The sequence below is a fragment of the Kribbella sp. VKM Ac-2568 genome, assembly GCF_004345365.1.
GTDB lineage: Bacteria > Actinomycetota > Actinomycetes > Propionibacteriales > Kribbellaceae > Kribbella > Kribbella orskensis.
Window position 1 is genome coordinate 21225 of record NZ_SLVF01000010.1, and the last position, 14277, is coordinate 35501.

Annotated in this window: 12 protein-coding genes and 1 pseudogene; 7 read left to right on the forward strand and 6 right to left on the reverse strand. The window is 65.7% G+C overall.

All coding sequences use genetic code 11. The features are described 5' to 3' along the window. Nucleotides 1-256: 256 nt before the first annotated feature. From EV648_RS27500 to EV648_RS27510, 3 genes and pseudogenes are all read right to left on the reverse strand, one after another. Nucleotides 257-1508 (reverse strand): annotated as a pseudogene (locus tag EV648_RS27500) (IS701 family transposase). Between the two features lie 293 nt (nt 1509-1801). Then, complete coding sequence (locus EV648_RS27505) at nt 1802-2986, reverse strand: pentapeptide repeat-containing protein (RefSeq protein ID WP_132297847.1); 1185 nt, start codon at nt 2984-2986, stop codon at nt 1802-1804. Between the two features lie 564 nt (nt 2987-3550). Continuing rightward, complete coding sequence (locus tag EV648_RS27510) at nt 3551-4723, reverse strand: MBL fold metallo-hydrolase (protein WP_132297850.1); 1173 nt, start codon at nt 4721-4723, stop codon at nt 3551-3553. A 124-nt stretch (nt 4724-4847) separates the two neighbouring features. On the opposite strand from EV648_RS27510, the gene EV648_RS27515 reads away from it, so the two are divergent. The 3 genes from EV648_RS27515 (at nt 4848) to EV648_RS27525 (ending at nt 8716) form a co-directional block, all read left to right on the forward strand. Beyond that, nucleotides 4848-5831, forward strand: coding sequence for a hypothetical protein (locus EV648_RS27515; RefSeq protein ID WP_132297853.1), 984 nt, complete (start codon nt 4848-4850; stop codon nt 5829-5831). A 641-nt stretch (nt 5832-6472) separates the two neighbouring features. Then, nucleotides 6473-6982: a hypothetical protein gene (locus EV648_RS27520; RefSeq protein ID WP_132297856.1), complete on the forward strand. Its 510-nt coding sequence runs from the start codon at nt 6473-6475 to the stop codon at nt 6980-6982. A 471-nt stretch (nt 6983-7453) separates the two neighbouring features. Further along, complete coding sequence (locus EV648_RS27525; protein ID WP_255512881.1) at nt 7454-8716, forward strand: ISL3 family transposase; 1263 nt, start codon at nt 7454-7456, stop codon at nt 8714-8716. Here EV648_RS27525 and EV648_RS27530 read toward each other — a convergent pair. Both EV648_RS27530 and EV648_RS27535 read right to left on the reverse strand, forming a co-directional pair. After that, a complete protein-coding gene (locus EV648_RS27530; protein WP_132297859.1) occupies nt 8675-9262 on the reverse strand; it encodes a hypothetical protein in 588 nt (195 codons plus the stop codon). The genes EV648_RS27525 and EV648_RS27530 overlap by 42 nt on opposite strands. Nucleotides 9263-9548: 286 nt before the next feature. Further along, nucleotides 9549-10136 (reverse strand): hypothetical protein, encoded by a 588-nt coding sequence (locus EV648_RS27535; protein ID WP_132297859.1) that lies wholly within the window; start codon nt 10134-10136, stop codon nt 9549-9551. A 299-nt stretch (nt 10137-10435) separates the two neighbouring features. On the opposite strand from EV648_RS27535, the gene EV648_RS27540 reads away from it, so the two are divergent. The 4 genes from EV648_RS27540 to EV648_RS27560 all read left to right on the forward strand — a co-directional run bounded on the left by EV648_RS27540 (nt 10436) and on the right by EV648_RS27560 (nt 13758). After that, on the forward strand, nt 10436-10906 hold the full coding sequence (locus EV648_RS27540) for a hypothetical protein (protein ID WP_132297861.1): 471 nt from the start codon (nt 10436-10438) through the stop codon (nt 10904-10906). Nucleotides 10907-12350: 1444 nt separating this feature from the next. After that, nucleotides 12351-13250: an RHS repeat-associated core domain-containing protein gene (locus EV648_RS44305; protein ID WP_241995670.1), complete on the forward strand. Its 900-nt coding sequence runs from the start codon at nt 12351-12353 to the stop codon at nt 13248-13250. Continuing rightward, on the forward strand, nt 13247-13510 hold the full coding sequence (locus EV648_RS45300) for a TNT domain-containing protein (RefSeq protein ID WP_370452750.1): 264 nt from the start codon (nt 13247-13249) through the stop codon (nt 13508-13510). Before EV648_RS44305 ends, EV648_RS45300 begins: the two co-directional genes overlap by 4 nt. Continuing rightward, the gene (locus tag EV648_RS27560; protein ID WP_132297869.1) at nt 13510-13758 is read left to right on the forward strand and encodes a hypothetical protein; all 249 of its coding nucleotides are present in this window, start codon (nt 13510-13512) and stop codon (nt 13756-13758) included. The genes EV648_RS45300 and EV648_RS27560 overlap by 1 nt, the downstream gene beginning before the upstream one ends. Nucleotides 13759-13810: 52 nt before the next feature. On the opposite strand, the gene EV648_RS27565 is transcribed toward EV648_RS27560, so the two are convergent. After that, entirely contained in the window at nt 13811-14044 is a 234-nt protein-coding gene (locus EV648_RS27565) for a hypothetical protein (RefSeq protein WP_132297872.1), read from the reverse strand. Nucleotides 14045-14277: the final 233 nt, after the last annotated feature.

The window sequence follows — 14277 nt, forward strand, 5'->3', positions numbered from 1 at the left end:
GGGGCGTCCTTGGGGCGTGCCGGACCGCACTTCCCCATGATTGCTAGCGGGGCGATGCGGCAGCACACGGTCAGACGGCAGTCGACCGCGGCGACCTGCAACGGGTAGCCGGCCAATCGAACAAGCGGTACCTCGGCAGGGTGTCGATCGTCAATGGCAGTTCTGCTGTCTTCGACTGGCAACCTGTTGGCACGTGCGCGCCACGCCAACGGGGGACGGGCCGACGAGCCCTGACTACTCCAGCCGTAGTTCGTGATCAGGCGAGTTGGGCTGTTTGACGGCGGTGGTGGCAGTCGCGTGCTCGTGCTTGGTGGCGGCGCCGCCAGCGTGACCAGTGCAGCAGGTGTGCCGCGCTGTGTCGGCCGTGGTCGAACAGCCGGGTGAACAGGTGCCGGATCTCGTTCGCGGTCAACGCTATGAGCCCGGGAGCCGGGTTGGTCTGGGCTCGTTGTGTTGCGGCGGTGATAGCGAGGAAGGCGTGGGCGAGCATCGCCAGGATGGTCCAGCGGTGCCACGACGTCCAGCGGCGGACCTAGTGCTCGTCCAGGCCGGTCAATCCCTTACCTGCTTGGAAAGACTCCTCAATGGTCCACCTGCGTCCGGCCACCGCGACCAGGGTCGCCAGCGGCACCGGGGTGGGTGTGTAGCAGCGATAGAACGCGAGCTCACCGGTGCTGATCGATCTGCGGACCAGCAACGCGTGGCCGCTACTGATCTTGGGATCGGTGACGTCGACCGGGATGTCGATCAGCGCCCAGTCGTACCAGCGTTGACCTTTCGCGCCAACCCCTGCACTGAGCCGGTTCCAGGCCCGTGACGGCAACCGGCGAGCCAGAGCCTTAGCAGGGTGTTTGCCGGCCAGCGTGGTCACCTGATGATCGCAGGCCACCGCCAGCACGTAGCCGATCCGGCGCTCCTGGAGACCTGCGCAGCTTGGAGTCGGCGCCGTAGACCTCATCGCCGGCCACCCACGCCGCTGGGATGCCTGCGTCCAGAGCCCGGGTGATCATCTCGGTCGCAAGCGCCGGTTTGGTGGCGAACTTGATGTCGTCGGGAACCCCCGCGGCACGACATCGATCCGGGTCGCTGGTCCACGACTTCGGCAGATACAAGGCCCGGTCGATGAACGCATGCCCACTCCCGGCGGCATAGACGAGGTAGACCCCGACCTGGGCGTTCTCGATCCGGCCGGCGGTCCCGGTGTATTGGCGCTGCACCCCGACCGTGTGGACGCCCTACTTCACGTCCCCGGTCTCGTCCACTACCAGCACTGCGGCGGGATCGGCGAGGTGATCCACGACGAAGGTGCGCAGGTCATCACGCACAGCCTCGGCGTCCCAGGCTGCCCGCGACAGCAGGTTCTGCATCCCGTCCGGGCTCGTCTCACCAGCGTGCTCGGCGATCGTCCAGCAGTTCACCCGCGGCAATCCCGCGAGCAATCCCAGCAGGAACAACCGGGCCCGCCTGCGCGGTTCGACCCGCGCGAACCGACCCGCGATCCGCCCCACCAACTCGTCGAAGCCGTCCTGCCATCGATCAGGGTCTACGCTTGGGCACGCGGCCACCGCCAGACGATCCTTAGTCCACACAACTCCGGATCATCGAACGGTGGCCGCGCTACGGCCTGGACCGCCACACCGCCAGATCACGAACTACTGCTGGAGTACTAGGCACGATCGATTCTCGACACCCCGATTCATATCCGATACTCCGCGCACCTCAAGTCCGAGCAGCAGTGACCCCCTAACTAACGGCGGCCGGCTCCCGCTGATAGCGGCTATTGCACCAGGTTCGCTTCGCTCTATGCAGACGACTCGGGAGGCCAGGCGCTGCGTGATGGGACAGGTCCCCAGCGGATTTCCTGAGGGGTGATCCGAGCTTCATGTAGTGCGTCGTCGACGTCGGTGAATGCCGAGTCTCGAAAAGAAACGAACTCGCCGGAGAACGTGGCCCCATCGAACGACGTGTGCTTGCCGGAGAACCTTGCGTCGTCGAACCAGGCATAGTCGCCGATGAACTCCGCCCCGGCGAACGACGTGCTGTCGCTGGAGAACGTCGCCCCGGCGAACCATGTTTGCTCGCTGGAGAACACGGCTCCATCGAACATGGTGTCCTCGCCGAAGAACTCCGCCCCTTCGAACACAGTGTCCTCGCCGGAGAACGTCGCCCCATCGAACCACGTACGGTCGCTGGAAAACGTCGCCCCGGCGAACCACGTACGGTCGCCGGAGAATGCCGCCCCCGTGAACAGTGTGTAGTCACCGGAGAACGTCGCCCCGTCGAACCACGTCCGTTCGCCAGAGAACGTCGCCCCGGAGAAGGAGGCGTTGACGAGCGTGGCACCGGTGAAGTCGAACGTCAGGTCGCTCCAGCTCTGTTCGGCGTAGGCCCGAAGGTGCTGGCGGATCGTGTCCACAATGGCTTGGCGGACCTGAATGTCGCCGGTTTGGTAGGTGGTGGTTTCGGTGCGTTGGATGGTGCCGCCCGCGTAGTGGCGCTGTTCGACTACTAGTTCGGGGTGTCCTGGTGGAGGTTCTCCGGTGTACGGGAGGCGGAGGTACCCACAGAGGACATCGACGCACTGCTGCCGTCGGCTGGACCACTCATCGGCTAGGGCAGCCATGGCGTATACACCGGCGAGCCGAACCGCGGGCCGGTCGCCACCGAGTTGGGCGGCGGCGGCTCCGAATCGCTCAGTGAACAGCCGGATCTGGTCCCGTTTGCCGACATCGTCGCGTTCAAGGTGCTGCTGACGGCGGTAGTTGACAACCAGGGCGATCGCGGCACCGCCGGCGGCGACCACCCCGAGCGCAAGCTTCAGCACATCGGACTGGGAGGCCTGGTCGCCGTACAGCTGCCACGGCCACTTCCGTGCCAGGAGCCCAGAGATGACCATCCAAGCCGCGACGGCGCCGAAGAAGAGTCCCACGCCGGTCCGCACCGTCGCGCGGGATAACCCGCCGGCATCGGTGGTCTCGTCCGGCACGCCGGGTCGACGGTCGCCGTCTCGTCGTCCACCGGCCAGGACCACCAACCCCCGTTGCAGCCCCTGCCCCGCATCCCGCTGCGCCATACCGCACCCCCACTGCCGTCGTCGAGGATCAGTAGTAGATCGGACGTAGCGCGGCCAGGGAAGGAGCCCAGCCCGCGAACCCCGAAGGTAGATATCCGCCATCAGCAGTCCTCGAACTGTCTGCACCTGACACAAGATCTGTTATCGGTCGCCCTATGGCCCAAATCAAGCCATCGCTTTACAAGTGCGAGGGTCGATGTACGCGGCGTTGTCCGCAGGCGGAAACCCTGATGCTGTGCCTGTCTATTCTGTCTCGCTTGGCTCGATACGACTGGTTTCATTGACAGTTCCCGAGTCCGTTCGGACGCCGCGCATGCGAGGGATTTTCGGGTCAGACCCATTGACAGACCAGGGGGTTCTGGCTGGCGGTCAACTGGCCCGCGTTACCCCTTCCCGCCCCGTTCGACGGCATGGCGACGGACGAGCGAAAGCGACCGAGCTTGCGGAGGCCACTCCCGTCCTGAACGTGCCGGACAACTAGCTAGGGCGGGCTCCCTTCCGACGCCAACAAGCCGCCCAATGGCCAAAGTGCTCGATGCTCACGGGGTAGCAGCCGCTGTGCGTCGATTCGTGTCGCGTACGGCGCTCGAAGTGGGACGGACCGTTCTGGAGCACGCAAACCTCCGCTGCCGGAAAGGTACTGGGCACCTTCACAGTGCCGTGATGGGGCGCGAGCACCACCTTGTACTGCGATCGCTCAAGTGTCCCGGCGAGTCGATTGAGCGACCAACCCTGCAGATCGCCGAGCGCAAGGATGCGACCCTGCGGCGTGGCGAGGACCAAGCTGAGATGATTGTTCAAAATGCCAAGTCGCTCGGCCAGCTTGCGCAACTGCGGCCGGTCGGGACGATCCTGGCTGTCGTCGGCAAACAGCGGCGTGTGCGTGTCACCGGCATCGCGGCCTTCCTCGGACTGGGGACTATCGATCTCGGCCCGCAGGTCCTCCTCGACCTCGGCGTTCAGCTCAGCGACGCCTGCCTCGTCCAGATCGGCCAGATAGCCGTGCAGCTGGTCGTACCCGTTATCCCGTGCGGCGGCCGCGATCTGGTCGGTCTGTGGCCATGCATGCGAGTAGGCGTCGTCGAGAGCTCGTCGGAGGACTGGCAGCCGGGCCGCCACTCGCTCGAGCTCGTCAAGGGTACGACGGGCAGCCACCGACCACGAGTTGGGCAAGTGCCGTGGAGGCCACAGAACCATGAACGACTCAGCTCCGAGTGTGAAGACATCTCCTGCGAACAGTGGCTGAGGTGTCACCGCGGCCACGGGGCGCCACGCGTCGAGCAGGTCAAGGGCGCGTACGCTGACGGCGCCATCGATCGACTTCAGAGCGATGTAGGCCATGACTGTCTGCCGGGCCAACTTCGGCAGACCTGGATAGCGGATCGACACTCGATCTGGCAGGACTTCGGGGCGGGCCAAGCGGGGCAGTGCCTGCAGGCCCCGCCAGTGATCGGCGTCGAAATGGGAGACGATTAGTGTGCTGACGTTCTTGAGCCGGCGGCCGAGCGCCGCCATCAGAACCCTCGCCTCTTGCTCGCCGGACGACCTCCAGGATCCGCAGTCGAGGATCCCAGTCTCATCACCGGCCTTGAGGACCGAGCAGGCGCCGTCACCGACGTTCAGCACCTGCAACGACAGTGCTGGCTTCATGCCCCGATCATGGCAGCCGGAGGCCGATAATCACGGGTGCGGGCGCGCCGCCGGCGTTACCGTTCGGTGCAGGACAATCCGGGCCGGGGATCCGGGCCAACGACATAGACGATGAGGAAGGCTGATGCAGCGGCTTGAGTTGGTGATCGTGCAGCTGGAAGAGGCCAAGCGGCTCATCGAGGTCGACCGTGTGCCCCAGTTGCGCCTCGCCCACATCCTGCTCGACAGCGCCATCGAGCTGATCATGCACCGCATGATCGAACAGGAGCTCCACTACAGCGAGGGCTATCATTTCGGGCAACTGGAACAGCTGGAGCGGCTCGAGCGGCTTGGCCGCGGGTCGGATCACATCCGATCCGAAATCGACCGCCTCAAACCCCTGGTGACGTCCAAGAAACGACGCCGCGATCTCGGCAGGATCTTCGGAGCCAAGGTCGATTTCCTAATCGAGCGAGGGGTCATCCCGGCTGAACTTGGACCGATCCTGGGAAAGTTGCACGAATACCGCAATGAGACCTACCACCGTGACAAGCACCGGATCGAGATCATCCGGCCGGCGGTACTGATTCACTTCGACGTTGCGTGCACGGTCCTGGACCGGTACGACGTCGGGATCATCGTTCGCTCGGATCCGATCGGACCGGAGCTCCGCCGGTTCGAGGACCCCGACGGTGATCCCTTGACGATCTCCCACACTGCCGCACGCCAACTGCGCGCCGAACTCGGACTTGACCTACCGCGATTCCGGGCCGCTTTGGTCGAGAACCTGGCCGGCCGGCTCGAGGATCTCAACGACGGACTCGACTACGTGCAGGAGAACCTGACCTATCGGGACGCCCTTCCCGGAGACGCACTCAGACTGCTGCAGCTCGACCCGGACGACATCGAGGCGATCTTCGACCATGCCGCCATGCGAAGCCGTCCTTGTCCGATCACCATGGAGTCCATCCAGACGTGGATCCAGGCCACGTCTGAGATGGAGAAGCTCACTGACAGGCACTCACTGTTCATCGAGTTCGCACGGATCGAGGACGAGTTCGAAGCCCTGGAACGCAGCGTCCACGAAGCCACTTACCAGATCGACGAAGCGGCCAACATGCGCGACTAGCGCACAGGACGCGAGGTAAACGCCGTACCCGCCGGATAAGACCGGCGACAAAGCCGGCGCCGAGCAGCTACGTCGGTTCGGGCTTAGAGACGGCGGGGAGCAGGCGGACGAGTTGGGATAGTAAGCGATGGCTGATCAACGGCCACCTACCCCGACAAGCCAGCTCCAGGCGCCGTCGTCGACCAGCGGAACAGCCCCGACAGTCAATACCGCCACAAACTGCGCCCCGAGGTCCACACTTTTGTCGGCCATATGAAGTTCCTCCCGCGTGCAACATCCGACTAGGGACGGCCAGCGTTGCTGCCTGGCCGGCGCGCAACCCGGCTGACTACGCACCGGACAAGGCTGCCTCGAAGCTGATTCCAGTGCTAAGGCTCGTCGGCCATGGGACCGCAGAAGTCGTTCGGCCTCGTTGGCACAACGACAAACGACTCTGCTCGCTGGCTCGTTGCGCTTGGAGGGCTCATCCCGTTAGCGGGCGTCGATTCTCCAGACCCTCGTGGGCGCCAGGTCGCAGAATCTACCCAGCCTGAACAACCTCTGGCAGCATGAAGCCCACAATGGATTCAATTTGAGCCAGCCAGCTTTCCTATTCCTGGACCTCTCGTGGTCGGGATAGTCTGGCGGCAGGGGAGGACTGGATGGATGCCGAAGCTTGGATCGCACTAACCGCAGTTCTGCTATCTCTCTTCTCGATCGCGCTCCACCTGGTGTTGAGGGCGCATGACAGGCGAGAGGAGCGTCAGACAAGCGTCATCTCCGCACTACAAGGCGAAAGGGAAGCGCTCAGCTTCGAGGCTCATCGCATCACCACGAGAGGTTGGCCGAAACGCTCCGAGGAGCGTGGTCAGGTGCGCGATGCCCTATGTCTGGCGTTCATTTTCGAAACCTCCGACCGTTCGCGCGCGCTGGTCTACGAGGCCCTCAAGAAGGCCAGCGACGAGGATCGAGCGGAGCTCGTCCTTCTGTTGAATAGGTTGATCCGCATCTTCCGTGACCTCGAACGTCAACCCGAATGGGATCTACATCGGGCGTGGCCAAAGATCGCGATACTGGGGCAGGCGCTGGACGATGCCGCCATTACTGAACACGCGAGGAAGTACCTCCAGAACGGCATCGACACCAGGCGAGCGGCCAAGCAGGACAGTTAAGGACTAGCTCTCGAGAGTTCTGCAGTCACCGATGGTATGAGGCGGGTCGGCCGAGCATCGGGCGACTCCGATCGGGCATGGGTGCTTGGGTCCCGCTTCGCTTGGCTGGTGCGCGGGCGGGCGGTCAGCGACTCTCGGCCAACTCGTCAGGCCTAGCGAGGGCATCCTCCATGCGATCGATGACTGCGTCTGCTCCAGCGTCGGTCAGGTCAGCATGTTTGCCGGGCTTGTTGGCGTAGCCGATGTTCCGGCTGCCCGCAGCGATAGCCGCGGTGACATCGCTGACGTGGCCGCCGATAAGTGGCTCTTCGATCTTGACCGGGCACGACACGCGGTCTCTGCCTGCGGGGTAGGGGCTCGTGGCCTCTGAACACTGGCTGTTGTCGAGACAGTTCGGTAGAAGAGGCCACGAGCTTGAGCAACGATACGACGTTGCTGTTCGGGTTGGCAGGCGTGCGCGTGGAGCGTGTCGTGCTGCGGCCTGGCGGCGTCCGGGAAGTTCATGTCCAGACCGCTGATGGAGGCGCTTCGGGCTGCCCGTCGTGTGGCGTGCTTTCGTTGTCGATGAAGGGCAACGTCGTCACCGCTCCGCGTGACATCCCTTACGGGACAGGCCTATCGCGGTGGTGTGGCACAAGCGTCGGTGGCGGTGCCGGGAGGTGTTGTGCCAGCGGCAGAGCTTCACCGAGACGATCGGTGAGCTGCCGCCGCGGGGCGCGGACCATGCGGCGGCTGCGGGAGGCGATCGGCGTCGCGGTCGGGGACGCGAACCGGGCGGTCAGCGAGGTGGCCGGCGCGTTCGAGGTGTCGTGGCCGACCGCGCATGCGGCGTTCGTCGAGGTCGCCGATCGTGAGCTCGGCCCGCCGGCGCCGGTGCGGGTGCTCGGCATCGACGAGACCCGGCGCGGTAAGCCACGCTGGGAGCAGCACCCGACCACGGGCAAGTGGGTGCTGGTGGACCGGTGGTACTCGGGATTCGTCGACCTCGACGGCACCCAGGGGCTGCTCGGGCAGGTGCTGGGTCGCGCCAGCGCTGACGTCGTCGGCTGGCTGCACGCCCAAGGTGGCACGTTCTGCGAGCGGGTCGAGTTCGTCGCGATCGACCCGTGCGCTGCCTACCGGCGCGCGGCCCGCCAGGCGCTACCGCAGGCGCAGGTCGTGGTGGACCACTTCCACCTGGTCCGGCTCGCCAACGCCGCAGTCACCGCCGTGCGACAGCGGGTGACCTGGGACAACCGCGGCCGCCGAGGCCGCAAGATCGACCCCGAATGGACCAACCGGCGCCGACTCCTGACCGGCCCCGAACGCCTGACCCACCAGCGATTCCAGACCATGTGGAACGCCTGCCTCGATGCCGACCCGAGCGGCCAGATCCTCACCGCGTGGATCGCCAAGGAAGAACTCCGAGCGCTACTGGCCACCGCCCGCCGCGGCGGCCACCGCCACGACATCTCGCACCGGCTCTACCGGTTCTACACCTGGTGCGCGACCGCCGACATCCCCGAAGTCACCCGGCTCGCGCAGACCGTCGAGGACTGGTGGCCAGAAATCGAAGCGTTCTGCAAGACCGGCATCACCAACGCCAAAACAGAAGGCATCAACCGGCTCATCAAGGACGTCGCCCGACGCGCCTGCGGGTTCCGCAACCCCGACAACCAACGCCGCCGAGTACGGTACTTCTGCACCCGGCAATCACGCCGGAGCACAGCCAGCCACGAGACGATGCCCGGCTAAATTCGAAGAGCCGGCGTAGGCGGCCCATTCCGCCGCAGCCAGAGTGCTGGTCACGGCGTAGTCGATGGTGGGGGCAGCCGCGACACGCTCCAGCATGCGGTCGAGACCTCGCGGAGCGATCCAGCGCGTGGTGGGGTTGTTCTGGACGAACTCGTAGTCGCGGCTCCAGCGCCGAAGCAACCGCTGCCAGTCGTCGACCCTGATTGTCGAGCCCATCTTTCGGACCAAGTCCTCTTCCTCAAGAAAGTTGATCACCCGGTAGGCAGCACCGGTCGAAACCTGTGCGACCGATACGAGCTCAGTAACCCGCCACGACCGGTCAAAGTCGACCAGGGCGCGGACCACTCTCGCCGCCGGGGCTCCCTTCAGCGTTCCTCGTGGCCTACCCCGGCCACGCCAAGGATCGCTGTCCGCGCCCCGATCAGCGACGAAGAGTCCCAGTCCAGGGTTCGACAGGGTCAGGCGGACGTTGCCTGTGGCATCGAGGTAGGCGAGGCCGGCGCTGTTCAAACGGTCGCGGACCGGCGGAGACAGGTAGCGCGCCACGACCACACCGATGCTTCCAGGCCGTTCTGCGACGAAGCCTGCTAGTTGGCTGTGGAGCCCGGGGACGTCACGGCTCTCGACTGTCCTCTTCACCTCGAGATCAGAACGGCGCCACTCCCGCCCGGGGAAAGCAGGTGGATCACGCCGTCCGGGCCCGGACCATTAGGGGGAGGCGGGGGATCTGGGATCAGGCGCCACCCCTGTGGCATGCGCTCCCCGACGCGCCTGCGGGTTCCGCAACCCCGACAACCAACGCCGCCGAGTACGGTACTTCTGCACCCGGCAATCACGCCGGAGCACAGCCAGCCACGAGACGATGCCCGGCTAAATTCGAAGAGCCGGCGTAGGCGGCCCATTCCGCCGCAGCCAGAGTGCTGGTCACGGCGTAGTCGATGGTGGGGGCAGCCGCGACACGCTCCAGCATGCGGTCGAGACCTCGCGGAGCGATCCAGCGCGTGGTGGGGTTGTTCTGGACGAACTCGTAGTCGCGGCTCCAGCGCCGAAGCAACCGCTGCCAGTCGTCGACCCTGATTGTCGAGCCCATCTTTCGGACCAAGTCCTCTTCCTCAAGAAAGTTGATCACCCGGTAGGCAGCACCGGTCGAAACCTGTGCGACCGATACGAGCTCAGTAACCCGCCACGACCGGTCAAAGTCGACCAGGGCGCGGACCACTCTCGCCGCCGGGGCTCCCTTCAGCGTTCCTCGTGGCCTACCCCGGCCACGCCAAGGATCGCTGTCCGCGCCCCGATCAGCGACGAAGAGTCCCAGTCCAGGGTTCGACAGGGTCAGGCGGACGTTGCCTGTGGCATCGAGGTAGGCGAGGCCGGCGCTGTTCAAACGGTCGCGGACCGGCGGAGACAGGTAGCGCGCCACGACCACACCGATGCTTCCAGGCCGTTCTGCGACGAAGCCTGCTAGTTGGCTGTGGAGCCCGGGGACGTCACGGCTCTCGACTGTCCTCTTCACCTCGAGATCAGAACGGCGCCACTCCCGCCCGGGGAAAGCAGGTGGATCACGCCGTCCGGGCCCGGACCATTAGGGGGAGGCGGGGGATCTGGGATCAGGCGCCACCCCTGTGGCATGCGCTCCCCGAGAATCGATCGTGCTCGGTCCACCAGCTCGCGTTCGGACTGTGGGTCGGCAAGCCAGCCACCGGCCCACTGGCGCAGCTGGTGGTCAAGCTGCCGGCGGTCAACAACTTCAGCGGTACGCCGGTCAACTTCACCACGACGACGACGTACAAGCCCGAGTGGGGCGTTCCGGCGAAGACGGCCGACGTGAACGGCAAAGTCACCGAGTTGGCGTACGACGCTCTCGGCCGGCTGACCGGCGTGTGGCTGCCGAGCCAGGCGCCGGCGTCGACGAAACTCGCCAACACCAAGTACACCTACACGATCTCGAACACGGCGCCGTCGACGATCCGCACGGATCAGCTGAACATCGATGCCAACGGCTACATCACGTCGTACCAGCTGTTCGACTCGCTGCTGCGGAATCGCCAGAGCCAGCCCCCAGGGGCCGACGGTGGCCGAGTGATCAGCGAGACGCGGTACGACTCCCGCGGTCGCGTGAGTTCAAGGGCGACACCGCGACCGGAACGCCGGACGTCTCCACGTACACCTACGACCTGGCTGGCCGGATGACCCGGATGGACGGTGCCGGCGGGGTCTGGACGTACAAGTACGACCACCGCGGCCGCAAGATCGAGAGCACGGACCCCGACTCGGGGAAGTCGACCTCGACATACGACGAGGGCGACCGTCCTGTGTCGAGCACGGACTCGACGAGCAACACCGTCGTCACGACGTACGACGCCCTCGACCGCAAGACCGGGCTCTACAAGACCAGCGTCGCGCCGGAGAACCTGCTGGCCGACTGGAAGTACGACAAGACCGGCCTGCTCGGGCAGGTGGCCGAGTCCGCGAGTTACACCGCCGGCAAAGCAGGACCGGCGTACCGGACGATGATCAACAACCGGAACGTGCTCTACAAGCCGACCCAGGTCACGCGGGTCATTCCGTCGGTCGAGAATATCGAGATCGACGGCAGCTATTGGACCAACTACGACTACAAGCCCGACGAGAAGACGCTGACGATGACGTCTCCATCGGCCGGTGGGGGACTCGGCGCGGAGGACCTGCACTACGAGTACAACGCCCTTGGTCTGCCGCTCAAGATGCACAGCGACCGCACCTATGTGAACGGGACGGAGTACAACCCGTTCGGTGATGTCACCAAGCTCATGCTCGGCTCGGCCGCCGACATGGAGATCAACAACATCTACGAGGACGGCACTCGTCGTCTCGCCCGGACCACCGCAGGTAAGGCTCAGACCTTCGCCGACCACCTGTACACGTACGACCCGACCGGCAACGTGCTGAAGGACGACAACCTGGCCGACGGTGGCGACGCGCAGTGCTTCGAGTACGACGGTCAGCGCCGCCTCACCGAGGCGTGGACGCCGGCCAACGCCGACTGCACCCATGCCCCGAGTGCGCTTGGTCTCGGCGGGGTAGCGCCGTACTGGCAGTCGTGGACGTACACCCCGATCGGTCTGCGGAAGGCGCATGTCGATCACTCGACCGCCGGCAACGTCACCAGCACCTTCAACTACAACACTGACCAGCCGCACACCCTGGCCAGCGTCACGCAGACCGGTGCTCCGACCAAGACCTACGACTACGACGCCCGCGGCAACACCACGGTGCGCCCCGGCCAGACCCTGAACTGGAATCCCCAAGGCAGGCTGGAGAAACTCGCCGGTCCTGATGGCGACACCAACTACGTCTACGACGCCGAGGGTGCGCTCCTCGTCCGTCGCAGCCCGACCAAAACCACTCTCTTCCTCGGCGAGCTCGAACTCACTCTCGACAAGGCGACCCGCAAGGTCACCGGCAAACGGCAGTACAGCTTCGCCGGCCAGACCATCGGTGTGCGCTCCGCCAACGGCACCGCCACCTCTGACATGTCCTGGCTGGTCCCCGACTACCACGGGACCTCCCAAGTAGCTGTGGACGCAGACACATTGGTCGCCACCAAGCGCTACGCCAAACCCTTCGGCGACCCCCGGCGCACCGTCCCGTCGGCCTGGCCCGACGACCACGGGTTCTCGGCAAACCCGAAGACAAGGACACCGGGCTCACCACCCTCGGCGCCCGCGAATACGACCCCACGATCGGCCGCTTCATCAGCGTCGACCCCATGCTGGACCCCAACGACCCCCAGCAAATGCTCGGCTACACCTACGCCAACGACAACCCCGTCTCCGGGTCCGACCCCACCGGCCTGATGAACTCCGCTGACGGCGACGGAGGCGGCGGCTACACCGACGACGACGTCGACAAGCTGTACCCGGTCGCCGGCGCCGTCAACGACAACCCGAACCCCCACCGAGGCGACGACGGCGGCGGCACCAACAACGACGACGGCGGCGGCCACCACAAGAAACAGGGCGGCGGCATCGGCGGCTGGATCAAGAAACGCGTCAACGACGTAGAAGACAAGGTCGACGAAGCCCACGAATGGGCCAAAGACCACGCCTCCGAAATCGGCCAAGGCGTGGCCGTCGCTGTCACGGTCGTCGGCGTCGCTGCCTTCTGCGGTGCCACTGCAGGCATCGGCTGCTTCGTCGTCGCCGGCGCAGTCATGGGTGCTGCGGGTACCAGTCTCGGCTACAGCACCCGAATAGCACTCGACGACCAGGAATCGTTCAGCACCGCCAACTACGCCAGAGAAGTAGTCAGTGGCGGGCTATGGGGCGCGGCCGGCGAAGCAGCAGCCCCGGCCGCCGCGACCGCCGGGGCAGCTGCCAAGACACTCGTGGCCAAGACCGGCTCGGCCGCCGCGAAGGCCATCGGGAAAGCCGTCGGGAAGGGCTGGGTGCGCTCACAAGACCGGCGGCGGCACGTGGTCCGGTACCGGATCCCCCCATCAACTGGCCTGACAACAACAACGGGTTCCACGGACCTCACCGCGTCACGGTCCTGAAGCCGGGGACACAGGTCGATCGCTTCGGATGGGACACCGGCAGGTTTGTCGCCCCCAACGGGACTTCGATCGGCGCTCGGTCACTGGCGCCAGGCACAACCGACAAGCCATACAAGGTCTTCGAGGTGACGAACCGGCTCGTGGTCCATGCGGGCCTCGCGCAACCGTGGTTCGGTCAGCCAGGCATGGGGACGCAGTACTGTCTGCCCGCGTCTGTAGGCGATTTGCTCGACGCCGGCTATCTGAGAACGGTGGGTTGATGAACATCCAGGAGCTTTCCGCGCTGCTGCAGTCGAAAGGCGTCCCGGCCGATGCGTACAGCATCGGCTCGGACAGCAACGAGTCGTATTGTCTGCTGCTCGAGCAGGGCAGTTGGCACGTCTACTACAGCGAACGAGGCAACCGCAACGAAGAACGCGTCTACACGAGCGAAGCAGACGCGTGTCAGGCACTGCTCGACATGCTGCTGCGCGACCGCACGGTGCAGTCGTACATGCGAGACAACTGACCCACTCCCGTGCCCACGAGGCGGCCGCCACCAAGCGGCCGCCGCCCGGGCGTCAGCCCACCTCAGCGCATGTCACTTCTGCCTGCGGCCTGCTCGTGTGCTGGAAACCCTGACCCCCCGCGACCGTGAGGTCACCGCGGGCCTTCTTGGCTGCCCGGCCGGCCTGCTCGGCGCCCTTGTCTCGGAAGGCCTCGAGCTCGGCGGTGTGCCGGGCGGCCCAGTCGTCCAGGCGCCGCGGGGCAGCTTCGGCCGCGGCTTCGGCACGGGCGACGGCGGCGGCAAGCAACCTGCGGCCTGCTCGCGTACTGGAAGCCCTGAGCTGTCGGCACCGGTTCCCCGGTCCTTCGCCCGAGTGCGGCAGCGTCGCCTCTGCGGGCTCGATGTCCGCAGAGGCGACTCCCGCGTGTGGTCGGCCAGGCCTGGGGAGGGGCACGGTTCTGTCCAACCGCGCCCCTCGGTTCCTCACATCGCGGCGGCGAGCTCCATGGCCTTGATGCCGTGGGCCTCGACGTCGGCGGC

What these genes read in the sequence shown, in the direction of transcription:
- EV648_RS27510 (WP_132297850.1), bottom strand. Translation starts at nt 4,723, where the DNA reads ATGAAGCCAGCACTGTCGTTGCAGGTGCTGAACGTCGGTGACGGCGCC.
- EV648_RS27515 (WP_132297853.1), top strand. Translation starts at nt 4,848, where the DNA reads ATGCAGCGGCTTGAGTTGGTGATCGTGCAGCTGGAAGAGGCCAAGCGG.
- EV648_RS27520 (WP_132297856.1), top strand. Translation starts at nt 6,473, where the DNA reads ATGGATGCCGAAGCTTGGATCGCACTAACCGCAGTTCTGCTATCTCTC.
- EV648_RS27560 (WP_132297869.1), top strand. Translation starts at nt 13,510, where the DNA reads ATGAACATCCAGGAGCTTTCCGCGCTGCTGCAGTCGAAAGGCGTCCCG.